Genomic DNA, 22,203 nt, shown 5'->3' with positions numbered 1-22,203 from the left:
GAACAGCAGGAATCACCATGTCTGAACAAACCACCACTCCGGAAATCGACCAGACTCTCGACCTCAACAACGAGATGCTTGAGCGTCGCTCCAAGCTGGCCGCCCTGCGCGCCCAGGGCAATCCCTTCCCCAACGACTTCCGTCGTGACAGCCTGTCCGGCGATCTGCATGCCGAGTTCGGCGACAAGAGTGCCGACGAGCTGGCGGCCCTGGGTAAACGGGTGAAGATTGCCGGTCGCATCATGACCCGCCGGATCATGGGCAAGGCTTCCTTCGCGACCCTGCAGGACATGGCTGGCAAGATCCAGGTCTACGTCACCCGTGACGACCTGCCGGAAGGTTTCTACAACGAGCAGTTCAAGAAGTGGGATCTGGGGGACATCGTCGGCGTTGAGGGCACCCTGTTCCGCACCAACACCGGTGAGCTCTCCGTTCACGTCTCCGACATCCGTCTGCTGACCAAGGCTCTGCGTCCCCTGCCCGAGAAGCACAAGGGTCTGACCGATCAGGAAGCCCGTTGCCGTCAGCGCTACCTGGATCTGATCGCCAACGAAGAGTCCCGCAAGACCTTCATGATCCGCACCCAGGTGGTCGCCGGCATCCGCAAGTTCTTCAACGAGAAGCGCTTCATGGAAGTGGAAACCCCCATGATGCAGGTCATCCCGGGCGGTGCCTCCGCGCGTCCCTTCGTCACTCACCACAATGCGCTGGACATCGACATGTACCTGCGTATCGCCCCCGAGCTCTATCTGAAGCGCCTGGTGGTCGGTGGTTTCGAGCGCGTGTACGAGATCAACCGCAACTTCCGTAACGAAGGCATCTCGGTGCGTCACAACCCCGAGTTCACCATGATCGAGTTCTATATGGCCTACGCCGATTACATCGATCTGATGGACCTGACCGAGGAGCTGCTGCGCACCCTGGCCCAGGACATCCTGGGTGACACCAAGATCCGTTACGCCAAAGAGGGCGAAGAGGGTCTGACCATCGATTTCGGTCAGCCGTTCCAGCGCCTCACCATGGTCGAGTCCATCCTGAAGTTCAACCCGGATGTGACCCTGGACGATCTGGCGACCCTGGAGAGCGCCAAGGCCGTCGCCAAGCGTCTGCACATCGAGCTGATGAAGGGCTGGGAGCTGGGCCACGTGATCACCGCGATCTTCGAAGAGACCGTGGAGCACATGTTGCTGCAACCGACCTTCATCACCGAGTACCCGGCTGCTGTCTCCCCGCTGGCGCGCCGCAACGACGTGAACCCCGAAGTCACCGACCGCTTCGAGTTCTTCATCGGTGGCCGCGAGCTGGCCAACGGCTTCTCCGAGCTAAACGATGCGGAAGATCAGGCCAAACGCTTCCAGGATCAGGTCGATCAGAAAGCTGCCGGTGACGACGAAGCCATGTTCTACGACGCCGACTTCGTCACCGCGCTGGAACACGGCCTGCCGCCCACTGCCGGTCAGGGTATAGGTATCGACCGTCTGGTCATGCTGTTCACCAACAGCCACACCATTCGCGACGTCATCCTGTTCCCGGCCCTGCGTCCGCAGAAGTAAGGTCCGCAACAACAAGCCATCGAAGGCAGAGTCCCTCTGCCCTCGAGCGCCATCAAAACGCCCCGCAATTGCGGGGCGATTTTTTATGCAGAACCGTTGGTGGCGGTACGCTGCCGAGAATCCGTCCCTAGGCTTTAGGCGGCAGCAGCCACTCCCCCCGCCACAGGGTCAGCGCCTGACCGGCCATCTGCACCCTGTCTCCCAGTAAGGAGAGTCGAAGCTCCCCGCCCCGCATGGAGAGCTGGCGAGCCTTGAGCCGCGTCTTGCCGAGGCGCTCGGCCCAGAACGGCACCAGGGCACAGTGGTTGGAGCCGGTGACCGGATCCTCGTCCACCCCCACCCAGGGGGCGAAGTAGCGGGAGACGAAGTCATATTCCGAGCTGCTCGAAGGCGCCGTCACCATCAGTCCCCGGCCAGGCAGGGCGCGCAGGGCATGGAAGTCCGGCTTGAGCGCCCGCACCTCCTCCTCACTGCCCAACTCCAGCAGGAACTTGGCACCGGCGGCCAGGGTCTGCCGCGGCTGGCAACCCAGGGCTCCGGCATAGGCGGGATCCAGCGTCAGTGGAGAGAGCTGGATGCGGGGAAAGTCGAGCCGGATCCATTCCCCTTCGCGCACCGCCGTCAAGATGCCGCTGCGGGTCTCGAAGCGCAGCACCTCGTCAAGCCCTGCCTCACCCGCTTCCCAGATGGCGTGAGCCGCCGCCAGGGTGCCGTGACCGCAGAGATCCACCTCCACGGTCGGGGTGAACCAGCGCAGCCGATAGTGAGCATTCCCTAACCCCGTGAGGAAGGCAGTCTCGGAGAGGTTGAACTCGGCGGCCATGGCCCGCAGCTCGGCCGTGGGCCGCTCGGGCCCCAGCACCACCACGGCGGGGTTGCCGCCGAAGGGGCGCTGGCTGAAGGCATTGACGTGAAACAGTGTGGTCATGCATATCCCCTTGTGGGACGGCTGAAAGAGTCGTTGCGAGTCTTTATACCACGGGTCAAGGGGTCCCAGAGCCGGATCTCGGCTTTATAAATTCACAAATCGCATAAAGAAGATATTTTTATTCTTTGTTGTTATTCACCACAGCCCTTAACCTGACCAAAAATCAGACCATGGAAGACGTGTGTGATGCAATTGACAGCCCCCATACCCAACATCAGCCCCCTCTCTGACGAGCAGCAGCGCCAGCTGAACCAGGTTCTCACCACCCTCAACACCCAGCAGCTTGCCTGGGTGAGCGGCTATCTCTACGGCCTCTCCCAATCCGGCCAGCAGCCGGTGACAACGACAGCAGCCAGCGCGGCGCCGGGTGGCAACCTGACCATTCTCTACGGCTCCCAGACCGGCAACGCCAAGGGAGCGGCCGCCGTCATCCAGAAGCAGGCAGAGGCCCTGGGCCTGCCGGTGACCCTGGTCTCCATGGCCGATTACAAACCTAAACAGCTCAAGAAAGAGAGCCACCTGCTGGTGGTAGTGAGCACTTACGGGGAGGGTGAGCCACCGGAGAACACCGTCGATCTGTTCGAGCAATTGAAGAAGGGCAAGATTGGCAAGTTGGAGGGGCTCAAGTTCGCCGTGCTGGGTCTGGGTGACAGCTCCTACGAATTCTTCTGCCAGACCGGCAAGGACTTCGACGGCTTCCTCTCAAAAGCAGGTGGTGAACGTATCCATGAGCTAGCCAGCCTGGACGTGGATTACCAGGAGACCGCCAAGGCCTGGGGTGAGCAGGCGGTCAAGGCCATCGCCGCCACGCTCTCTGCGGGCGCTTCGACCGCCACAGTGGCGGGGGCCGTGCAATCTGCGGTCGGCCACAGCCAGTATCACAAGGAGAACCCCTTCCCCGCCCGCCTCTCGGTCAATCAGAAGATCACCGGCCGCGATTCCACCAAGGACATCCGCCATATCGAGATCAACCTCGAGGCGTCCGGCATCACTTATCAACCCGGTGATGCCCTCGGCATCTGGTTTGACAACGACGCCTCCCTGGTGGATGAGGTACTGGCCCTGACCGGTCTTTCCGGCAATGAAGCCAGCGCCCATGGCAGCCTGCGGGAAGCCCTGACCCGTCACTTCGAGCTGACCCGGCTGCACGGCGGCTTTATCACCGGATTGGCAGAGATCGCCGATAACGCGGCACTCAAGGATCTGGCCGGCGACAAGGCCCAGGTCAATACCCTGGTCGCCTCCGCCCAGGTGGTGGATGTATTGAAACGCTTCCCCGCCAGGCTGAGCGCAGAGCAGCTGACCGTCCTGCTGCGCCCCCTCACCCCCCGCCTCTACTCCATCGCTTCCGCCCAGAGCGAGGTGGAAGAGGAGGTGCACCTCACCGTCGGCGTGGTGCGCTATCCTCAGGCCGATGGCACAGTGCGCTCGGGGGGCGCCTCCTCCTATCTGGCAGACCGCCTGTTTGATGAGGCCGAGGTGCGGGTGTTCGTGGAGCACAACGACAACTTCCGCCTGCCGGCGAACCCGGATACACCCGTCATCATGGTGGGCCCGGGCACCGGCATTGCACCCTTCCGCGCCTTCATGCAGGAGCGTGAGGCGCAAGGAGCAGAGGGCAAGAACTGGCTCTTCTTCGGCAACCCTCACTTTACCCAGGACTTCCTCTATCAGGTGGAGTGGCAGCGTTATGTGAAATCCGGCCTGCTCAGCAAGATCTCGCTGGCATTTAGCCGGGATCAGGGCCACAAGATCTATGTGCAGGACAGGCTGCGCGAAGCAGGTCTCGAGCTCTATCAATGGCTGGAGGCCGGCGCCCACTTCTATGTGTGCGGCGACGCCAACCACATGGCCAAGGATGTGCAGCAGGCCCTGCTGGATGTGATTGCCGAACACGGCCACAAGAGTCGTGAGGAAGCAGAAGAGTATTTGAGCGAACTGCGTCGTGCCAAACGTTATCAAAGGGATGTCTATTGATGAGCAAACAAGTGATTCCGGGACCGGTGGAAGGACCGCTCTCCGACAACGAGCGCCTCAAGCGCGAGAGCAACTTCCTGCGCGGCACCATAGAGCAGGATCTGCAGGATCCCCTCACCGGCGGTTTCAACGGCGACAACTTCCAGCTGATCCGCTTCCACGGCATGTATCAGCAGGATGACCGCGACATCCGCCCGGAGCGCGCCGCCCAGAAGCTCGAACCCCTGCACAACGTCATGCTGCGGGCCCGCCTGCCCGGCGGCATCATCACCCCGGCCCAGTGGCAGGTGATCGACAAGTTTGCCGAGGAGCACAGCCTGTACGGCAGCATCCGTCTCACCACCCGCCAGACCTTCCAGTTCCACGGGGTTCTCAAGCGTGACATCAAGATGATGCACCAGACCCTCAACAGCACCGGCATCGATTCCATCGCCACCGCGGGCGACGTGAACCGCAACGTGCTCTGCACCAGCAACCCGGTAGAGTCCGAGCTGCACCAGGAGGCCTACGAGTGGGCCAAAAAGATCTCCGAGCATCTGCTGCCCAAGACCCGCGCCTACGTGGAGATCTGGCTGGACGGCGAGAAGCTGGGGGGCGATGAGGAGCCCATCCTCGGCTCCAACTATCTGCCGCGCAAATTCAAGACGACCGTGGTGATCCCGCCCCACAACGACGTGGACATCCACGCCAATGACCTGAACTTCGTGGCCATCGCCGATGGCGGCAAGCTGGTGGGCTTCAACGTGCTGGTGGGTGGCGGCCTCGCCATGACCCACGGCGATACAACGACCTATCCGCGCAAGGCGAGCGACTTCGGCTTCATTCCCCTCTCCCACGTGCTGGAGGTGGCGGCCGCCGTGGTCAGTACCCAGCGCGACTGGGGCAACCGGGTCAACCGCAAGAACGCCAAGACCAAGTACACCCTCGAGCGAGTCGGCGTCGAGGCCTTCAAGGCCGAGGTGGAGAGCCGTGCCGGCATCCAGTTCGGGCCGGTGCGCCCTTATGAGTTCACCAGCCGTGGGGATCGCTTCGGCTGGGTGGAAGGCATAGATGGCAAACATCACCTGACCCTGTTCATCGAGAACGGCCGCCTGCTGGACTTCCCGGGCAAGCCCCTCAAGACCGGCATGCTGGAGATCGCCAAGGTGCATCAGGGGGACTTCCGCCTGACCGCCAACCAGAACCTCATCATCGCCGGCGTCCCCGCCAAGGAGAGGGCCCGTATCGAGAAACTGGCCCGCCAATATGGCCTGCTGGATGACGGCGTGAGCGAGCAGCGCAAGCAGTCCATGGCCTGCGTGGCCCTGCCCACCTGCCCGCTCGCCATGGCCGAGGCCGAGCGCATGTTGCCTGCCTTCGTCACCGACATCGAAGGCCTGCTGGCCAAGCATGGACAGGCGGACGATGCCATCATCTTCCGGGTCACCGGTTGCCCGAATGGTTGCGGCCGCGCCATGCTGGCGGAGGTGGGTCTGGTGGGCAAGGCCCCCGGTCGCTACAACCTGCACCTGGGTGGCAACCTGGAAGGGACCCGCATTCCGCGCCTCTACCAGGAGAACATCACGGAGCCGCAGATCCTGGCCGAGCTCGACACCCTGATCGGCCGCTGGGCCAAGGAGCGCGACGGAGCCGAGTGCTTCGGCGACTTCGTGATCCGCGCAGGCATAGTGGCGCCCGTTATAGATTCAGCGAGGGACTTCTATGCAGTCTGAACTATCAACTAGCGAGCAACCCAGGCTCACCGCCGACGGGCGGCTCGATCTGCAGGCCCTGCTGACCCTGAATCGGGAAGAGCAGGTCGAGGCGCTGGCCCCCCTGAACCGGGAGCTGGACGCCATGAGCGCCCCCGAGCGGGTACGCTGGGCCCTGCAGCACCTGCCGGGGGAACATGTGCTGTCGTCCAGCTTCGGCATCCAGGCGGCCCTGATGCTACACCTGGTGGGCCAGGAGAAAAGCGATGTGCCCGTGGTGCTGACCGATACCGGCTATCTGTTCCCGGAGACCTACCGCTTCATCGACGAGCTGACCGAGCGCCTCGCGCTCAACTTGAAGATCTACCGGGCCGAGCTGTCGCCGGCCTGGCAGGAGGCTCGCTTCGGCCTCCTGTGGGAGCAGGGGGTGGAGGGGATCACCCGCTACAACCAGCTCAACAAGGTGGAGCCCATGGACCGCGCCCTGACGGAACTCGGCGCCCAGACCTGGTTCTCGGGCCTGCGCCGGGAGCAGTCCGGTAGCCGTGGCAAGCTGCCTGTGCTCGCCATCGCGCGCGGCCGCTTCAAGTTCCTGCCGGTGATCGACTGGAGCAACAAGGACGTCTTCTACTACTTCAAGGAGTTTGACCTGCCCTATCACCCCCTGTGGGAACAGGGTTACCTCTCGGTCGGCGACGTGCACACCACCACCAAGTGGGAGCCTGGCATGAGCGAGGAGCAGACCCGCTTCTTCGGTCTCAAGCGTGAATGCGGCCTGCACGAGGAGAGCGGTGAGCAAGGCGGCTCCGGGATCTGATCCCGCCAGCCCCTGATTCTGCCCATAAAAAACGCCCGGCCCATGCCGGGCGTTTTGTCTATCGGGCAATCAGGATCGCCACTTATTGCGCGGCGGTGCGCGCCTGGGCCAGCCAGTCGTTGACCTGCTGCTCATGCCCCTTGAGCCAGGCATCGGCGTGGCGCTCCACATCCGCCGGCTTGTTCTGTCCCTTGTTCATCAGGCCATTCTGGATGTTGATGTCGTTGAGGGGCAACTTGACGATGCTGAACAACTTGGCCGCCGCCGGATTGGCATCGGTGAAGGCCTTGTTGGCGACTATGTGCATGGTATTGACCGCAAACCCGTAGTCCTTGCCGTTCGGCAGCCGAGTCTTGGCCGCATCCCTGGCATCGGCCGGGACTTCCAACCAGACCACGTCCCGCCCCGGCACCAGTTCGCTGCTGAGCCAGTACGGCGTCCAGGTGTAATAGAGCACCGGCTTGCCGCTCTGGTAGCGAGCCAGGGTATCGGCGATCAGGGCCGCGTAGTTGCCCTGCTTGTGGGTCACGGTCGGGGTCAGGCCAAGCTCGTCGAGATGGTGGTTGATCGCCTCCTCACAGCCCCAGCCCGGGTTGCACCCCACCAGATCGGCCTTGCCGTCACCGTCCCCGTCAAACAGGGCCGCCAGCTTGGGATCCTTCAGCTGACCGAGATTGGTGATGCCGTATTGGGTCGCGGTCTTCTTGTCGATGAGATAGCCCTGGGCGGCGCCAGCCACATAGGTCCCCTGGCGGAAGAACACCTTGTCGCCCCCCGCCTGCTCGTACTTGTTATCCTGCAGCGGGATCCAGTTAAAGGCGAGGAAGGTGCCATCTCCCTGGGCCACAGAGGCATAGGCCACGTTGTAGTCCACCTCTTGCGCCGGCTGCACGTCGTAGCCGAGCCGCTCCATCAGCTTGCTGACCAGCAGGCTCTGGAACGCCTCTTCCGGCAGGGAGCTCTGCAGGGGTTGCACCTTGACCCCCTCCCCCGGCAACTCGGTACTGGCCATGGCGACCGAACTCAGCAACAGAGAGCTCAGTAGCAGGGCGCCCAGGGTCAGGCTGGTAGTAATGGATCTCATAAGGTTGCTCCTTTGCATTGAATGGATGGGCTGCGGCCGCACAGTCGCAGCAGCAGGGCCGCCGGGCCGCGCTGATACCAGCGGCCGGTGCGGCTGCGATCCGGTTGTCCCATGGCCTGGGTCAGGCGATCGAGCACTATGGCCAGCAGCACTATGCCGAGGCCGCCGATGGAGGCGAGCCCCATATCGAGGCGGCCTATGCCCCTCAGCACCATCTGGCCGAGGCCGCCGACCGCGATCATGGAGGCGATCACCACCATGGAGAGCGCCAGCATCAGGGTCTGGTTGACCCCGGCCATGATGGTGGGCATGGCGAGCGGCAACTGCACCTTGAACAGCAGCTGGGACGGACTGGCGCCGAAGGAGTGGGCAGCTTCAACCAGATCGGTGGGCACCTGGCGAATGCCCAGCATGGTCAGGCGGATCATGGGCGGCAGGGCGAAGATCACCGTCACCACCACACCCGGCACGTTGCCGATACCAAACAGCATTACGATGGGGATGAGGTAGACGAAAGCTGGAGTGGTCTGCATGGCGTCCAGCAGGGGCCGGGTCCAGCGGGACAGCCGTTCACTGCGCGCCAGCAGTATGCCGACCGGCAAGCCTATCAGGACGCAGAAGAAGAGCGAGGTCAGCACCAGTGACAGGGTTATCATGGCATCGTACCAGGCACCGATAAGGCCGATCCCGACAAGAGATGCGAGGGCGCCGAGTGCCATGCGACCATTGACCAGCTGCCAGGCGACCAGGGTCAGCAGGCCTATCATCAGGGCGGAGGGTACCGTCTGCAGCAGATGGGTCATACCCCCCAGGGCCAGCTCCACCGGCGCCCGGATCAGCTGGAACAGGGGCCGCAGGTTTTCCACCAGCCAGCCGATGCCGCCCTCGACCCAGGTATCCAGTGGCACCAGCGCCTGCTGGAAAGGATCCAGCCAGTTGATCTGGGTGTCCGTCTCCGTGGTCGCTATCTGGTTCTGCCAGTCGGCGGCGACTGTGTCCGTGCTCGCCCAGGGATCGCCGGCGGCCTCTGTGCTCGCCTCCGTGGTTGCGGCCCAGAGATCGGCCGCGACCTCGTCGGCCCGAGCGGGGGCACTCGCCAGCAGCAATAATGCCAGCATGCCTGCCAGCAGAGGATAATAAGAAGTTAATTTCATGCCGGGGTACTCCTGTCCAGGGTGTTCAGCAGGTTGGCCTTGGAGATGAGTCCCAGATAGCTGCCATCCGATTCGACCACGGGCACCTGACAGGGGGCGGCGGCCACCTGGCTGATGAGTTCATTGAGGGGGGTATCTGCCAGGATGGGCTGGATGTCCGACAGCAGCGCCTGCTCAAAGCTACCCTTGCTGCGTACCGCCTGGTTCAGCGATTCCACCGAGACGACGCCGAGGAAGCGACGACTGCGATCCACCACATAGCCGAATTCCCGCTCCAGCTCCTTGAGCTGACGCAGGGCGTTGCCCGGCCCGTCCGTGGTGTGTTTCTTGATAAGCGGCACCTGCTTGCGGCTCGCCACATCCCGGGCGCTGAACACGTTGGCCAGATCCACCCCGCGAAAGAAGGCGCGCACATAGTCGTTGGCGGGTTGGTTCAGGATCTCATCCGGGGTACCGACCTGCACCACCTGACCGTCCTGCATGATGGCGATGCGATCGCCGATGCGCATCGCCTCGTCCAGATCGTGGGAGATGAAGACAATGGTTCTCTGCTGACTGCCCTGCAGCTTTAGCAGTTCGTCCTGCATCTCTGTGCGAATGAGTGGATCCAGCGCAGAGAAAGCCTCATCCATCAGCAAGATATCCGGGTCATTGGCCAGGGCTCGGGCCAGGCCGACCCTCTGCTTCATGCCGCCGGAGAGGGCATCCGGGTAGGCATCGATCCACTGGCCCAGCCCCACCTGATGCAGGGCCTGGCGGGCACTGTGCTGGCGCTCCGCCAGCGGCACTCCGGCCAGCTCCAGGCCGAAGGCGGTGTTTTCCAGCACGCTCAGGTGGGGCATCAGGGCGAAGGACTGGAATACCATGCTGATCTTCTTGCGCCGCACCTGGCGCAGCTCGCCGTCCGAGATGGCGGCTATGTCTTCACCGTCGATGAGCACCTGGCCGCGGGTCGGCTCGATCAGCCGGTTGAAGAGCCGCACCAGGGTGGACTTGCCCGAGCCGGAGAGACCCATGATCACGAAGATCTCCCCCTCCTGGATGGCGAGGTTGACGTCCTGCACCCCCAGGGTCTGTCCCGTCTTTTGCAAGATGCTGGCGCGGTCGTGCCCTTTCGCCAGCCACTTGAACGCCTTTTCCGGATGTTCTCCGAAGATTTTATAGAGTGATTTGACCTCAAGCTTGACTGTCATGCTGTCCTTTTTTTATGGCCGGCATCTTGATGTTTCAGCTGCCGAACGCGAACCAATTACTTTTAACACTAAACAAAAATCACCCCACAAAAAAGAACCATAAGAGTCCCACCATGAAATCAAAAATTTAAGATACTGATTTTTATGGATTATTTAAATGAACAAAAAATTCAACAACGACGGATGATCCGGGGGAAACGGACTGATCATTTGATATATTAATCAAATATTATGGATGCACCATGAGATATCAGTCAGTTATAAGCTACCGAGAGAGCATGGGGATGAGGCACATCGCCAGTATGAGGGGTGATGACCACATGCTTACACAACGAATGATTTTTTGAGGGGTGAGCTCCCAGTTCCTGGGATGGAGTGGATCCAGTTTGAAGAGGGAGGCCTGGCTGGCTCAGTGGCTGAGCCTAGTCAGAGAGCGGGCAGACGACAGGCAAAAAAAGCCCCTCGCAGAGAGGGGCTTGTCGGCGTCGACCTGGCTAGCGGCGCTGCCAGATCTCGAAGCGGTAGGGATGGGGATTCTTCTCGTCGGGCTCATGGGGCTCGCTCTCCAGCCTCACCCAGTCGGCCTCATCGAAAGCCGGGAAACGAGTGTCCCCCTCCACCGCCAACTCGATGCGGGTCAGGTAGAGGCGATCCGCTTTGGACAACAGCTGGCCATAGAGATAGCCACCGCCTATCACCATCAGCTCCTCAACTCCTTCCTCTTGCAGACAAGCCAGGGCAGCCTCCACCGAAGCGACCATCTCCACCCCGTCGGCACGATAGTCGGGATTGTGGCTGATCACCAGATTGCGGCGCCCCGGCAGGGGCCGGCCGATGGACTCGAAGGTCTTGCGCCCCATCAGCACAGGCTTGCCGAGGGTCACCCGCTTGAAGTGGGCCAGATCCGCGGGCATGTGCCAGGGCATCTGGTTGTCCTTGCCGATCACCTGGTCCCGGGCCATGGCGGCAATCATGGAAATCTTCATGGGTCGGCTCCTCGCAACCTGTCTCAGACTATGGGCCGGTTACGGTACACGACCAGAGACGGGATCGCCAAACCGAAACTGAGGGCCCCCACGATAAACAGCACCTTGAGGCCATTGCTCACCGCATGATGGATAAGCTCGGTCGTTACCCCGGAGATGTTGAGCTCCACCACGGCGATCATGGTCTTGAACGCATAGGCCCCCGGCAGCATGGGGATGATGGAGGCGACGCTGAAGACGGGGCGCGGTGCCAGCAGGCGTTTCGACCAGTAGACGCAGACAAAGCCCACCGTAGTGGACGCCGCCAGGGTGGCCCACTCGATGGGCATGCCATGGTGCATGAGCAGAGTGCGCAGGCTGTGGGCGAGCGCTCCCCCCATGGCGCAGTACTTCAGCATCTGCGGCGGCACGTTGAACAGCATGGCAAACCCCACCGCCGGTATGGCCGACCAGAATGCATCCCGAAGCAGCAGCAACAACAGATCCATCATGGCGTCTCCCCCCATGTTCCGGGTTGGGTGGCAATACAGATACCACGCGACAACAGGTTCCCGCCTTGATGGCGTCTCTCTTGATAAGCCCTCATATGGAATCCCACCACAGCTTCCAGCCCCAGATACCGGTCACCGACATGGCCAGCACTATGCCGATCACGGCGCTGATGGTGAGCAGGGTCGCCATTCCCCAGCGGGCCAGCCCCATGTTGAAGTAGCCCTTCACCATGTCGGAGACCGCATTGATGAGGGGGAAGCCGGGCACCAGCAGCAGGACGCTGGCCGCCATGGCGAGATAGGGCTGCTCCCCCCAGCCGAAGTAGGTGGCGCTCGAGGCGATCAGGGTGGCGACGAAGCCGGTCACGGCGAAGTTGATGAGGGGGCTGTGATGGTGATGGGCCATCAGCTGGCGTACCCGCATCGCCACTGCGGAGGCGACGAAGGTCACCAGGAAGATGGGCCAGTCGCCCCCGAACAGCAGGCTGAAAGCCCCGCAGGAGAGCCCCACCATGGGGACCACCAGCCAGGGGTGATAGTGGAACGGTTTGATGGTATCGAGCCGCTGGCGCACCTCCCGCGCACCGATGAGCTCCTTCTCCGCCAGAATGCAGAGGCGCTGCACCTCGCACACCACCTGCATGTTGATGCCCCGATCCAGCACCCGGCGGGTGGTGGTGACGCAGTGCCCCTGATAGAGGCTGGTCAGGACGATGGCGCCGGCAGAGAGCGCCATCTCCACGCTCTCCAGCCCCAGGGCCAGGCCGAGCCGCACCGTGGTCTGCTCGATGAGCCGCGCCTCGGCGCCATGCTGGCCCATCAGCTGGCCCACCTTGACGATGATGCGGGTGATCTCCGTCTGTTGTTCCGGCGACAACACCCGTCTTGGAGTAATACTTCTCATCATTCCCTTGAGTCGTAGAAAATTGACCGAACCCTCATATTACCCCAGCGGCTTTTTTACTCCATATATATCCACGGCGAGAAACCGTTATCGGATTATTTATTTCATGACCGCCCTCTGTTTGCAGCAAATAACAAACAAGCCACCACACTTATTAACAAGGTGGCGGCCTGGTTTATTAAAAAAGATGAGAATATAAATAAAACGGCCAAATACTCTATTTATCCCGGCGATGGTCCGCGAGCCGGATAACGTTATTTCCGGGTACCAAGCCGTCAGCCAGGGGGGCTGTTTCATCCTGTAGATGATTGATCTGGCTGCGCATGGCATAGAAGGATTCGTGCATCATATTGGCGATCCGGATACAGCTGTCCAGATTGTTCTTGGCCAGCCTGCGCTGGCAGTCGATGCGAAATTGCAGACCCCGCAGCCGTCGTTGCCGGTCCGGCCCCACCTGCTCGATCAGGGTATCTATCTGCTGGTGCAGCAGCGCATCGAGCCGTTCTGGCTCCACGAGGGCCCAATGTTTCAGGGTATCGAAATCTGGCAGCTCCATATGATCTCCTGGCCAGAGGCCTCATGTGTGACACATCCAAACTACGCTCAGCACACAAATTCACTGTCCGTAAGAAAGGTTATATAAGAGAGGAGCGATTCCGGTTCAGTTTGCACCGAGCCACAGGAGTCCGGTTGTGGATAGAGGGGCGAAAATGAGGGCAAGGAAAAAGATTTATTCGTTAGGATTCAGACAATTATCCATGCCTGCTTGAATGCGATTTTTTTAGAAATTTTACACCTTTTTATATGCTGGCTTATTACTGAATGGTCGATAAGAGGAAAGTCGTTTTCATTCGAATCAGCCTTATGCCGACACTGGGAGAAGCCGGTGAGGATTTAACATATCTCACTGATTATGTTATTTTATTTTATTTTCCACTTTTACATACCACTGAGGGCAGAGCATGAGCAAGGCACGCATAGGCATAGTCACCGTCAGCGATCGCGCCAGCGCAGGCATCTATGAAGATCTCTCCGGCAAGGCCATCATGGAAACCCTGGGCGCCTACCTGACCTCGGAGTGGGAGCCTGTCTACCGTCTCATTCCGGACGAGCAGCCACAGATTGAAGCCACCCTGAGCCAGCTGGCCGACGAGGAGTTGTGCTGCCTCATCGTCACCACGGGGGGGACGGGCCCGGCCAAGCGAGATGTGACCCCGGAGGCCACCGAGGCGGTGTGCGATCGCATGATGCCGGGCTTTGGCGAGCTGATGCGGGCGGAGTCCCTCAAGTTCGTCCCCACAGCCATCCTCTCCCGCCAGACTGCGGGTCTGCGGGGCAGCTCCCTCATCGTCAACCTGCCGGGCAAGCCCAAGTCCATTCGCGAGTGTCTGGACGCCGTCTTCCCCGCCATCCCCTACTGCATCGATCTGATGAACGGCCCCTATCTCGAATGCGACGAGAGCGTCATCAAGCCATTTCGCCCCAAGAAATAAAGCCATTTTCCGCATATAACAAGGTGGCCGGGTCTCCCCGGCCACCTTGTTTCTGACAGTCACTTGTCTGCGCCGGCTATTTCCTGCCGTAGACCTTGACCCCCGCCTTGCTGCCTTCCGAATTGCCGTAGACCTCTATTTTCTTGATGCAGAGCCTGGTCCCCAGGGAGCGCCAGCCCGACTCCTGATCCCGTCCCAGCTCCCGGTTGAAAGAGAGGGTCTTGCTGCGGTCATTGCCGTAGATCACCTTGACCCTGTCCAGGGTCAGCTCCCTGCTCGCCTTCACCATGATGGACTTGACCGGTCGGCAGACGATCATGGGGATGATGGCCGGGCGATCACCGACCCCCAGCAAGAGGGTCTGACCGAGCCGGAATTCATCGTCGGCCAGGGCCGGCGAGGCCAGAGCCCAGGCCAGGGTGGATAACAAGAGTGCGGTCAGGCCGCGGCGCAGCCGAGATGAGGTTGAAGAAGAGAATGAAACGGACATGATGCCTCCCTAAAAGTGGGAGACATCTTAATTAATCAAACCTAAACCCAGGCTGTACTGGAACTGAACTGGAGCTGCACCCGAGCTGAACGGGTGCAACCCCATCAGGCCCAGCGCTTGAAGATGAGAGAGGTATTGATGCCGCCAAAGGCAAAGTTGTTGGACATCAGATACTCCACATCCAGCACCCGGCCACCGCTTCGGATGTGATCCAGGGGGGCACAGGCGGGATCCGGCTCATTCAGATTGAGGGTTGGCGCGAACCAGCCCTCCGCCATCATCTCCAGGGAGAGCCAGGCCTCGATGGCACCGCAAGCCCCCAGGGTATGGCCGAAGTAGCTCTTGAGGGAGGAGATGGGGGTCTGGTCGCCAAACAGGGCTGCGGTGGCGTGGCTCTCGGCGATGTCACCGCGCTCGGTGGCGGTACCATGGGCGCTGATGTAGCCGATATCCTTGGGCTCCAGGCCCGCATCCGCCAGCGCCAGCGCCATGCAGAGCTGCATCGTCTCCTGCTGGGGCTGGGTGACATGGGCCGCGTCGCAGTTGGTGGCAAAGCCCACCAGCTCGGCGAAGATGTGGGCACCACGGGCCCTGGCGTGTTCCAGCTCCTCCAGGATCAGGGTGCCTGCCCCTTCCCCGATCACCAGTCCGTCCCGATCCTTGTCGAAGGGTCTGGGGGTCAGCGCCGGACTGTCGTTCATCTGGCTGGTGGCAAACAGGGTATCGAACACCACGGCCTCGGAGGGACAGAGCTCCTCGGCACCGCCCGCCACCATCACGTCCTGGTAACCGTGCTTGATCGCCTCGAAGGCGTAACCTATGCCCTGGCTGCCCGAGGTGCAGGCACTGGAGGTGGGAATGACCCGGCCACGCAGGCCGAAGAAGAGGCCGGTGTTCACGGCCGCCGTATGGGGCATCATCTGCACATAGGTGGTGGCCGTAATGCTGGCGGTGGTCTTGTCGTTGAGCATGGCGCCAAAGGCGCCGATGGGATCCGTGCTACCGGTGGAGGAGCCATAGGCGATGCCGGTTCGCCCGCCGGTCAGCACCGGATGGTCGATGAGCCCTGCCTGGGTCAGGGCCAGTTCGGTCGCCACGGTGGAGAGCTGGGAGACCCGCCCCATGGCCCGGGTCTTCTTGCGCGGGTAATGGGCCGGCAGGGAGAAGTCCTGGATGGGGGCCGCCAGTCGGGTATTGAGCCCCTCGTAGACGGCCCACTCGGGCATAGCGCAGACGGCATTGTGCTCGTCCTTGAGGCGAGGCCCTATGCTCTGCCAATCGTTGCCAAAGGCGGTCACGCCGGCCATGCCGGTGACGACGACACGCTTCATGCTGCTCTCCCTTCCTGCTGTTCCTGATGATTCACTGGCTTCATGGGTCCACTCATATCAAGCCACCGTTGATCGAAATGACCTGACGGGTCACATAGCCTGCGATGTCCGACATCAGGTAGGAGACGAGGCCCGCGACCTCATCGGCTTGCCCCATGCGCTTGAGGGGGATCATCTTCAGCGCCTCGGCCTCAACCTCGGCATTGACCATGCCTGTATCGATGAGGCCGGGGGCCACGCAGTTCACCGTGATCTTGCGCTTGGCCAGCTCCAGCGCCAGGGCCTTGCTGGCTCCTATGATACCCGCCTTGGCGGCGCTGTAATTGACCTGGCCCCGGTTCCCCATGATGCCGGAGACCGACGACAGGGTGACGATGCGACCGCCCCGGCGCAGCCCTATCATGGGCATGATGCAGGGCTTGAGCAGGTTGTAGAAGCCATCGAGGTTGGTGTGCAGCACCCCATCCCAATCCTCGTCCGTCAGGGCCGGGAAGGCGCCATCCCGGATCACCCCGGCGTTGCAGACCACGCCGTAGTAGGCGCCATGGGCCTCGATATCGGCCTCCAGGCGGCTGCGGCACTGCTCCCTGTCCGAAATATCGAACTGGATGAGGCGCCCCTGCCCCCCTGCGGCCTGGATGTCGCCTAGCGTCTGCTCGGCACCGCCGCGATCCCCGTGATAGTGCACCACGATGTGAAAGCCGTCGGCGGCCAGTTTCAGGGCGATGGCGCGACCTATGCCCTTGCTGGCACCTGTCACCAATACGGTGGAATTCATGTTCAATCCTTCTTTAAAAACAGATGATCCGACTGCCTTGAGCAATATCGCCAGGGTGAGAGATCGGAGAAATATTAACCAAGCAGACCTTGCAGCTCTTCGTCACTCGGCAGATAGGTGCTGAGCCTGGCCTCGGCACAGCGCAGATCCCCGCACAGGATCCGGCACTCGAAGCTGGCCATACCGTTATCCTCCAGCAGGCACTCCGCCTCGATGACGAGCCGCTCTCCAGCCGCAAAACGCGCGACTTGGCTCTGGTACTGGCGGCTGCCGAGCAGCATGCCGATGCGTACCGGCTCCCCTCTCTCCCGTCCCCGCATCCCGGCCCAGGCGGCTATGGTCTGGGCCATCAGCTCAAGACCGACCCAGGAGGGCAGGCAGCCCTGCTCGTCCAGCAACAGCCCGTGGCGTTCACCGACCCGGGTCTCGCAGCAGACCCGGTTGCCCTGATAATCGAGCAGCCGGTCCAGCAACAACATGGGCGCCTGATGGGGCAGCAGTTCGTCCAGGATGATCGTCATGATGGGCTCCCGTCGTGATGGTCGAGTCGGCCCAACAGCAGGCTGACGTTATTGCCCCCGAAGGCAAAGGAGTTGGACAGCACCCGGGTGAGTGCCCTGGCGGGCTCTCCCTGTGCCAGCCTGAGCGGCGTCAGCGCCGGATCCTGCGCCTCCCCTTGCCGGGGTGCCGGCAGGCCTAGCTCCATCAGCAGGCAGCAGAGCGCCGCCTCTATGGCCCCCGCCGCCCCCAGGGTATGGCCGGTCAGCATCTTGGTGGAGCTGCAGGGCGCCGTGTTCTCTTCGTCATAGAGGCGGGCAACAGCCTTGCTCTCCATCTCGTCGTTGAGCCGGGTCGCGGTGCCATGCAGGTTGATGTAATCCAGATCGGCAGCACTCAGCCCGGCCTGCCCCAGCGCCATGCGCATGGCGGCCTCGGCCCCTATGCCTTCCGGATGGGGCGCCGAGATGTGCCAGGCATCGGAGGACTCCCCGGCGCCGAGCAGGGCGAGGCTCGCATGCTCCCGGGTCAGCAGGAAGAGAGCTGCCCCCTCCCCGATGTTGATGCCGCGCCGCTCCGCGCCGAACGGGCGGCAGAGATCTGTGCTCAGGGACTCCAGACTGTCGAAGCCGTTGAGGGTCAGCCCGCACAGGCTGTCCACCCCACCGACGATGACGGCGTCCGCAAGACCCGCCGCCAACAGGCGCTGGCCGCTGATAAAGGCGCGGGCGCTCGATGAGCAGGCGGTGGAGAGGGTGTAGGCGGGGCCGGTGAGGGCCAGATGGCGGGCCAGAAACTCGCTCGGCGAGCCCAGCTCCTGCTGACGGTAATCGAACCCGGCTGGCAGCGGCTGACCGGCTTGCACCGCTGAGACCGCGACCTCGGCCTCGGCGATCCCCGAGGTGCTGGTACCGAGTACGATGGCGATGCGATCCGGGCCTAACCGGGTCTTCAGCTCATCGAGGGCTGGCTGGGTCTGGGCCAGCGCCGCCAGCAGCAGGCGGTTGTTGCGCGACTCATAGGGGGCAAGGGCCGCCGGTATAGCAGGCAGCTCGGCGCGCACTCGGCCGACCGGGGTGAGTCGGCCATCGCTCAAGCTCTCCCGCTCGCCATCCAAGGGGGTGATGCCAGCCTGTTGCCAGGAAGCCAGCGCCGCAGAGACCTCGTCCTTCCCCTGTCCCAGGGCGCAGACAAGGCCATAGGCCTGGATATAACAGGAGGTCACCGGCAGGGTTGCACTCGGGTTCATGGTGCCAACTTCTCCATCTGCAGCTGGTAGTCGAAGGCGTGCTGGATGAGCCGCACCGGTTCTCGCTCCCCGGCGAGCAGACGATAGTGGATCTCGCTCACCAGCTTGCCATCGGGGTCGGTCAGGCGCCGCACCATGCCCTCATCCGCCAGGTGCCAGCCCTCAGGTAACCGGGGCTGCCAGGCGGCGATGGGCCAGTAGCTCATCATCACGTCGGCGAGCACCTGGGCCACCGGGGGCAACGCTGCGCCGCCCAGCAGACTGGAGAGCCGCTCGGTGTGGATGCCCTTGTCGTCATAGCTCACCCGAAACAGCCGGATCCCGCTCGGGGTCAGCCCCACCAGGGTAAGCTGGCGACCATCTGCCTCCAGCACGGTGAGCAATTGATGCTCCCCCCCCTTGCTGTGGGCACTCAGCAACTGCTGACGGTAGAGGGGCTGCGCCCGCTCAGGGGGTGGCAGCAGCAGGCTGGTGCCCTGGGTCAGGTAGGCGCGATTCTCGGGCGCTGGGGCACTGGCGCAGGCGCCGAGCAAGGCGGCAAACAGCAGGGGCAGGAACAGCTTCATCATGGCTCCCGTAGCAGAATTGAAAAAGCAGAGTTGAAAAAAGTGGTCATCGCCGCTCCAGCACCAGTGGAGAGAGCAGGAAGGCGATAAAGATGCCGCCGCTCAGCACCAGACCGAAGCCCGCGATGGCGGAGGTGTGGCTCAGGGCCAGCAGACCGAATGAGAGCTGGGTGGTCAGGTTGGCCAGCAGGATGGCAAACATGGTCGAGCGTTGGCGCAGGGGATCCCCGCCGCTGTAGGCGAAGAAGAGGCTGTAGTCGATGCCGATGCCGAAGATGAGGCTCATGGCCAGCACCCCGAACAGGGTGAGCGGCTGGCCGCAGGCGGCGAGCAGGGCCAGCCCAGCGCCCAGGGAGAATCCGCTGATCATCAGGATCCGCGCCCCCTTGCGCCAGCCGAAGCGAGCCCAGAGCAGCAGGCCCACTAGGGCGATCGCCACCAGCAACAGTTCCGTCAGCTTGACCCTGTAGTGGGCAAACAGCTCGCTCCACTGGTTGCGCGGATCCTGCCAGAAGACCCCCTCCTGACCCTCGGCCAGGGCCGCCACGGCGGCCGCATCCGTCACACCGCTCACCGGCAGCCAGAGCGCCACCCGACCATCTGGCAAGCCGTGCCAGAGCAGCCGGCTACCCTCGCTGACGGGGCTCCCCAGCCAGTGTTCCGGGGTCAGGGGATGCCAGGATCTGGGTTCCGCCTTGACCGGCACCCCGGCCAGGTTGAGGCGCGCCACCACCTCGGGCAAGAGGTCAGTGAGGGCGGCGTGATCCGCCCGTTGCTGCGCCAGAGAAGGCAGCCACTGGGCCAGCGAGACGAAGCCCGTCAGCTGACCCTGCGCCTTGGCCTCGGCGAGCTTGTGGCTCATGGCCTCGAGGCGCTGCAGGGCCGTCTCCCCATCGGCCGCCGTCACCAGGAAGCCGGTCATGCCGCCCTGCTGGCCGGTCAGGCGCTGGATCTGCCGCTCCTGTGCCTGCAGCTCGATGGGCAGCGGCTGCAACCGGGCTATGTCATCATCGACTTGCAGCCGATTCAATCCCGCCCCGATCAGGGTCAGACAGAGCAGGGGCACGCCCCAGCGCAAGGCAGGCCACTCGCGCCACCACGTGAGCCAGAGCGCCATCGGCACCAGCACGCGGGCCTCCCGCTGGGGCAGGTCACCGAGCCAGAGCGGGAACAGGCAGAGCACGGTAATGAACGAAGCCGTCAGCCCCACCAGAGCGCACAGGGCCATCTGCTGCAAACCGGGGAAGGGGGCGAGCCAGAGCAGGCCATAGCCCACCAGGGTGGCGAACAGCGCCATCGAGAGACTGGGCAACAGGCGGGCTCGGGTCTGGTGAGGGCTCTCCTGCAAGCCATGCAGACGCCGCTCGGTCAGGAAATGAATGCCGTAATCTATGATGCCCACCAGGCTGGAGCTGATCACCAGGGTGAACATGTGCACCTCGCCAAACCAGAGCAGCACGGCCAGCACTCCCCAGGCGAGGCCGATGGCGATGGGCAGCAGGGAGATCCAGAGCGCCCGATACGAGCGAAACGCCAGCCACATCAGCAGCAAGACCCCGACCGTGGAGCCGAGCCCTATGGTGGAGATGTCCTCCTGAGCCAGCTCGCTGGCATGCTGGCTGTAGAAGAGGGTGCCACGGCGCAGCAGCTCCACGCCGGGGAACTGGGCCTTGAGGCTCTGCTCCGCCTCGTTGAGGTGGCTCAGCAACTCGGTATTGCGGGCGAGATCGAAGGCCGACAGATCCAGCTCGGCTCGCAGCAGGAACCACTGCCGCCCTGTCTCGTCCTGGCTCATCAGCCAGTCATGTTCGAGGCGCATTGTGCTGGTCATCTGACCCTGCACCCCGGCCCGGGTCAGCAGCAGGGGATCCGCCTGCCACTCGGCGCGGGAAACGCCGCCGAAGGGGCTGTAGATCTGGCCGAGCACCCACTGGCTCCAGGCCCTTGGCCCCGCAGCCAGACGGGCACGACTGCCCTCGTCGAGGCGCTGCCAGGCATAGTCATAGATGAAGCCTTGCCAGGCGGGAGCGAGCTCAGGTTGATTGGCGCGCACCGCGCTGAGCTCGGGCAAGGCGTTCAGGGTCTTGGCCCACGCCTGCGCCGCGGCCAGACCGTCCTGCCCTGCCGGCAGGCTCAGCATCCAGACCAGCTGCCTGTCTACCTGGCGCAGCAGGCCCTCACGCAGGGCAGGATCCAGAGTGGATCGCTCCTCGTGGGGCAGCAGGTCCATCAGGCTGGTGTTGATGCGGCTGTGGGAGAGTTGCCAACCGAGCAGCGCCAATGCCAGCGTGCTGAGCAGCAGCCAGAGCCAGGAGAGCCGACGCCAGGTCAGTTCGCTCCAGCCCCGGACAGGGAATGTGCGTTCGACAGCTGATGCGGCTGGGTGTTCAGGGAGCAAAATGGGCCTGCTCCTCGGCAGCTAGGGGCAGGTTAACCCTCTGCCAGTCAGAGAAGTGGATGCGGGTCTCATCCCCTTGCCGATCGGCGATCACCAGCCGGTCCAGCTGCTGGCCACCGCTCAGGGTGAGGTTAGTGAACACCTTGTTCAGGGGGGCTGCCCGGGGGGTCAGCACCAGGGTCCAGCCCTGCTCGGTGGAGTGAAAATCGAGGGCAAAGTAGCGGGCCAACGCCTGCTCGTCCGAGCCGAACAGGGCCAGCATCATGCCGCTGAATTCCAGCAGCTGGGGATTGTCGATCACCTGCACAGGCCCCTGCCCCACCTGCTGACTCATGCGTTGGGCGGTCAGGCTCAGGGCCAGCTCGAAGGGCTGTTGCTGATGCCACCAGAGCCCCTGACCCCGTACCAGCAGCACCTCGCCGCTGGATTTCAGGGGCTGGGCCAACCCGGCCACCTGCTTCTCCTGCTCGAAGCGGGCACGCTGGGCCGGCTCTGCACTCAGCAGCTCGCACACCTCTGCCTGGGTCATCGCAGGGGCCTGGGGGGTGGCCAGGGCCATCCCAGGCAACAGCAGCAACAGGCAGGCCCAGAGTATCCCTCGCACTCCCTTCATCCGACGTGC

21 protein-coding genes are annotated in these 22,203 nt (G+C 62.9%); 5 read left to right on the top strand and 16 right to left on the bottom strand.

Annotated elements, in window-relative coordinates; all coding sequences use genetic code 11:
- Positions 1-17: 17 nt before the first annotated feature.
- On the top strand, positions 18-1,553 hold the full coding sequence (gene lysS, locus ACRCYW_RS20815; RefSeq protein WP_438551886.1) for a lysine--tRNA ligase: 1,536 nt from the start codon (positions 18-20) through the stop codon (positions 1,551-1,553).
- Between the two features lie 127 nt (positions 1,554-1,680).
- On the opposite strand, the gene ACRCYW_RS20810 is transcribed toward lysS, so the two are convergent.
- A complete protein-coding gene (locus tag ACRCYW_RS20810; RefSeq protein WP_438551885.1) occupies positions 1,681-2,481 on the bottom strand; it encodes a PhzF family phenazine biosynthesis protein in 801 nt (266 codons plus the stop codon).
- A gap of 186 nt (positions 2,482-2,667) precedes the next feature.
- Between ACRCYW_RS20810 and ACRCYW_RS20805 the strand changes: the two genes are divergently transcribed.
- The 3 genes from ACRCYW_RS20805 to ACRCYW_RS20795 are packed head-to-tail and all read left to right on the top strand — an operon-like array spanning position 2,668 to position 6,966.
- Entirely contained in the window at positions 2,668-4,458 is a 1,791-nt protein-coding gene (locus tag ACRCYW_RS20805) for an assimilatory sulfite reductase (NADPH) flavoprotein subunit (RefSeq protein WP_438552055.1), read from the top strand.
- On the top strand, positions 4,458-6,170 hold the full coding sequence (cysI, locus tag ACRCYW_RS20800) for an assimilatory sulfite reductase (NADPH) hemoprotein subunit (protein ID WP_438551884.1): 1,713 nt from the start codon (positions 4,458-4,460) through the stop codon (positions 6,168-6,170). Before ACRCYW_RS20805 ends, cysI begins: the two co-directional genes overlap by 1 nt.
- Positions 6,160-6,966, top strand: coding sequence for a phosphoadenylyl-sulfate reductase (locus tag ACRCYW_RS20795; RefSeq protein WP_438551883.1), 807 nt, complete (start codon positions 6,160-6,162; stop codon positions 6,964-6,966). Before cysI ends, ACRCYW_RS20795 begins: the two co-directional genes overlap by 11 nt.
- An 82-nt stretch (positions 6,967-7,048) precedes the next feature.
- Here the strand turns inward: ACRCYW_RS20795 and proX are convergent, their stop codons facing one another.
- The 7 genes from proX to ACRCYW_RS20760 all read right to left on the bottom strand — a co-directional run bounded on the left by proX (position 7,049) and on the right by ACRCYW_RS20760 (position 13,334).
- Entirely contained in the window at positions 7,049-8,050 is a 1,002-nt protein-coding gene (gene proX, locus ACRCYW_RS20790; protein WP_438551882.1) for a glycine betaine/L-proline ABC transporter substrate-binding protein ProX, read from the bottom strand.
- Positions 8,047-9,204, bottom strand: coding sequence for a glycine betaine/L-proline ABC transporter permease ProW (gene proW, locus ACRCYW_RS20785; protein ID WP_438551881.1), 1,158 nt, complete (start codon positions 9,202-9,204; stop codon positions 8,047-8,049). The genes proX and proW overlap by 4 nt, the downstream gene beginning before the upstream one ends.
- Positions 9,201-10,397, bottom strand: a complete 1,197-nt coding sequence (proV, locus tag ACRCYW_RS20780) for a glycine betaine/L-proline ABC transporter ATP-binding protein ProV (RefSeq protein ID WP_438551880.1) — start codon at positions 10,395-10,397, stop codon at positions 9,201-9,203. Before proV ends, proW begins: the two co-directional genes overlap by 4 nt.
- Before the next feature lie 494 nt (positions 10,398-10,891).
- Complete coding sequence (folA, locus tag ACRCYW_RS20775; protein WP_438551879.1) at positions 10,892-11,383, bottom strand: type 3 dihydrofolate reductase; 492 nt, start codon at positions 11,381-11,383, stop codon at positions 10,892-10,894.
- 23 nt (positions 11,384-11,406) lie between these two features.
- Positions 11,407-11,874 (bottom strand): threonine/serine exporter family protein, encoded by a 468-nt coding sequence (locus ACRCYW_RS20770; protein ID WP_438551878.1) that lies wholly within the window; start codon positions 11,872-11,874, stop codon positions 11,407-11,409.
- A gap of 91 nt (positions 11,875-11,965) precedes the next feature.
- Positions 11,966-12,781 carry a threonine/serine exporter family protein gene (locus ACRCYW_RS20765; protein ID WP_438551877.1) on the bottom strand — a complete coding sequence of 272 codons (816 nt, stop codon included), beginning with the start codon at positions 12,779-12,781 and terminating at the stop codon, positions 11,966-11,968.
- Between the two features lie 214 nt (positions 12,782-12,995).
- Positions 12,996-13,334 carry a DUF3135 domain-containing protein gene (locus tag ACRCYW_RS20760; protein WP_438551876.1) on the bottom strand — a complete coding sequence of 113 codons (339 nt, stop codon included), beginning with the start codon at positions 13,332-13,334 and terminating at the stop codon, positions 12,996-12,998.
- Between the two features lie 406 nt (positions 13,335-13,740).
- On the opposite strand from ACRCYW_RS20760, the gene mog reads away from it, so the two are divergent.
- Complete coding sequence (gene mog / locus ACRCYW_RS20755; protein ID WP_438551875.1) at positions 13,741-14,271, top strand: molybdopterin adenylyltransferase; 531 nt, start codon at positions 13,741-13,743, stop codon at positions 14,269-14,271.
- A gap of 76 nt (positions 14,272-14,347) precedes the next feature.
- On the opposite strand, the gene ACRCYW_RS20750 is transcribed toward mog, so the two are convergent.
- The 8 genes from ACRCYW_RS20750 to ACRCYW_RS20715 all read right to left on the bottom strand — a co-directional run bounded on the left by ACRCYW_RS20750 (position 14,348) and on the right by ACRCYW_RS20715 (position 22,194).
- Complete coding sequence (locus ACRCYW_RS20750) at positions 14,348-14,761, bottom strand: DUF2541 family protein (protein ID WP_438551874.1); 414 nt, start codon at positions 14,759-14,761, stop codon at positions 14,348-14,350.
- A 104-nt stretch (positions 14,762-14,865) separates the two neighbouring features.
- Positions 14,866-16,092: a beta-ketoacyl-ACP synthase gene (locus ACRCYW_RS20745; protein ID WP_438551873.1), complete on the bottom strand. Its 1,227-nt coding sequence runs from the start codon at positions 16,090-16,092 to the stop codon at positions 14,866-14,868.
- Positions 16,093-16,144: 52 nt separating this feature from the next.
- Positions 16,145-16,870, bottom strand: coding sequence for a 3-ketoacyl-ACP reductase FabG2 (locus tag ACRCYW_RS20740; protein ID WP_438551872.1), 726 nt, complete (start codon positions 16,868-16,870; stop codon positions 16,145-16,147).
- Between the two features lie 74 nt (positions 16,871-16,944).
- Positions 16,945-17,391: an ApeP family dehydratase gene (locus tag ACRCYW_RS20735; protein WP_438551871.1), complete on the bottom strand. Its 447-nt coding sequence runs from the start codon at positions 17,389-17,391 to the stop codon at positions 16,945-16,947.
- Positions 17,388-18,617 carry a beta-ketoacyl-[acyl-carrier-protein] synthase family protein gene (locus ACRCYW_RS20730; RefSeq protein ID WP_438551870.1) on the bottom strand — a complete coding sequence of 410 codons (1,230 nt, stop codon included), beginning with the start codon at positions 18,615-18,617 and terminating at the stop codon, positions 17,388-17,390. The genes ACRCYW_RS20735 and ACRCYW_RS20730 overlap by 4 nt, the downstream gene beginning before the upstream one ends.
- Positions 18,614-19,183 carry a DUF3261 domain-containing protein gene (locus tag ACRCYW_RS20725; RefSeq protein WP_438551869.1) on the bottom strand — a complete coding sequence of 190 codons (570 nt, stop codon included), beginning with the start codon at positions 19,181-19,183 and terminating at the stop codon, positions 18,614-18,616. Before ACRCYW_RS20725 ends, ACRCYW_RS20730 begins: the two co-directional genes overlap by 4 nt.
- A gap of 46 nt (positions 19,184-19,229) precedes the next feature.
- On the bottom strand, positions 19,230-21,581 hold the full coding sequence (locus ACRCYW_RS20720) for an MMPL family transporter (protein WP_438551868.1): 2,352 nt from the start codon (positions 21,579-21,581) through the stop codon (positions 19,230-19,232).
- Positions 21,571-22,194, bottom strand: coding sequence for an outer membrane lipoprotein carrier protein LolA (locus ACRCYW_RS20715; protein ID WP_438551867.1), 624 nt, complete (start codon positions 22,192-22,194; stop codon positions 21,571-21,573). The genes ACRCYW_RS20720 and ACRCYW_RS20715 overlap by 11 nt, the downstream gene beginning before the upstream one ends.
- Positions 22,195-22,203: the final 9 nt, after the last annotated feature.

This window comes from Aeromonas sp. (genome assembly GCF_051657805.1).
Lineage (GTDB): Bacteria > Pseudomonadota > Gammaproteobacteria > Enterobacterales > Aeromonadaceae > Aeromonas.
The sequence above is the reverse complement of the archived record's forward strand: the minus strand, read 5'-3'. Positions and strand labels throughout refer to the sequence as shown.

Bases quoted from the DNA above. Each gene is read 5' to 3' on its own strand.
- lysS (WP_438551886.1), top strand. From the start codon at position 18: ATGTCTGAACAAACCACCACTCCGGAAATCGACCAGACTCTCGACCTC.
- ACRCYW_RS20810 (WP_438551885.1), bottom strand. From the start codon at position 2,481: ATGACCACACTGTTTCACGTCAATGCCTTCAGCCAGCGCCCCTTCGGC.
- ACRCYW_RS20805 (WP_438552055.1), top strand. From the start codon at position 2,668: ATGCAATTGACAGCCCCCATACCCAACATCAGCCCCCTCTCTGACGAG.
- cysI (WP_438551884.1), top strand. From the start codon at position 4,458: ATGAGCAAACAAGTGATTCCGGGACCGGTGGAAGGACCGCTCTCCGAC.
- ACRCYW_RS20795 (WP_438551883.1), top strand. From the start codon at position 6,160: ATGCAGTCTGAACTATCAACTAGCGAGCAACCCAGGCTCACCGCCGAC.
- proX (WP_438551882.1), bottom strand. From the start codon at position 8,050: ATGAGATCCATTACTACCAGCCTGACCCTGGGCGCCCTGCTACTGAGC.
- proW (WP_438551881.1), bottom strand. From the start codon at position 9,204: ATGAAATTAACTTCTTATTATCCTCTGCTGGCAGGCATGCTGGCATTA.
- proV (WP_438551880.1), bottom strand. From the start codon at position 10,397: ATGACAGTCAAGCTTGAGGTCAAATCACTCTATAAAATCTTCGGAGAA.
- folA (WP_438551879.1), bottom strand. From the start codon at position 11,383: ATGAAGATTTCCATGATTGCCGCCATGGCCCGGGACCAGGTGATCGGC.
- ACRCYW_RS20770 (WP_438551878.1), bottom strand. From the start codon at position 11,874: ATGATGGATCTGTTGTTGCTGCTGCTTCGGGATGCATTCTGGTCGGCC.
- ACRCYW_RS20765 (WP_438551877.1), bottom strand. From the start codon at position 12,781: ATGATGAGAAGTATTACTCCAAGACGGGTGTTGTCGCCGGAACAACAG.
- ACRCYW_RS20760 (WP_438551876.1), bottom strand. From the start codon at position 13,334: ATGGAGCTGCCAGATTTCGATACCCTGAAACATTGGGCCCTCGTGGAG.
- mog (WP_438551875.1), top strand. From the start codon at position 13,741: ATGAGCAAGGCACGCATAGGCATAGTCACCGTCAGCGATCGCGCCAGC.
- ACRCYW_RS20750 (WP_438551874.1), bottom strand. From the start codon at position 14,761: ATGTCCGTTTCATTCTCTTCTTCAACCTCATCTCGGCTGCGCCGCGGC.
- ACRCYW_RS20745 (WP_438551873.1), bottom strand. From the start codon at position 16,092: ATGAAGCGTGTCGTCGTCACCGGCATGGCCGGCGTGACCGCCTTTGGC.
- ACRCYW_RS20740 (WP_438551872.1), bottom strand. From the start codon at position 16,870: ATGAATTCCACCGTATTGGTGACAGGTGCCAGCAAGGGCATAGGTCGC.
- ACRCYW_RS20735 (WP_438551871.1), bottom strand. From the start codon at position 17,391: ATGACGATCATCCTGGACGAACTGCTGCCCCATCAGGCGCCCATGTTG.
- ACRCYW_RS20730 (WP_438551870.1), bottom strand. From the start codon at position 18,617: ATGAACCCGAGTGCAACCCTGCCGGTGACCTCCTGTTATATCCAGGCC.
- ACRCYW_RS20725 (WP_438551869.1), bottom strand. From the start codon at position 19,183: ATGAAGCTGTTCCTGCCCCTGCTGTTTGCCGCCTTGCTCGGCGCCTGC.
- ACRCYW_RS20715 (WP_438551867.1), bottom strand. From the start codon at position 22,194: ATGAAGGGAGTGCGAGGGATACTCTGGGCCTGCCTGTTGCTGCTGTTG.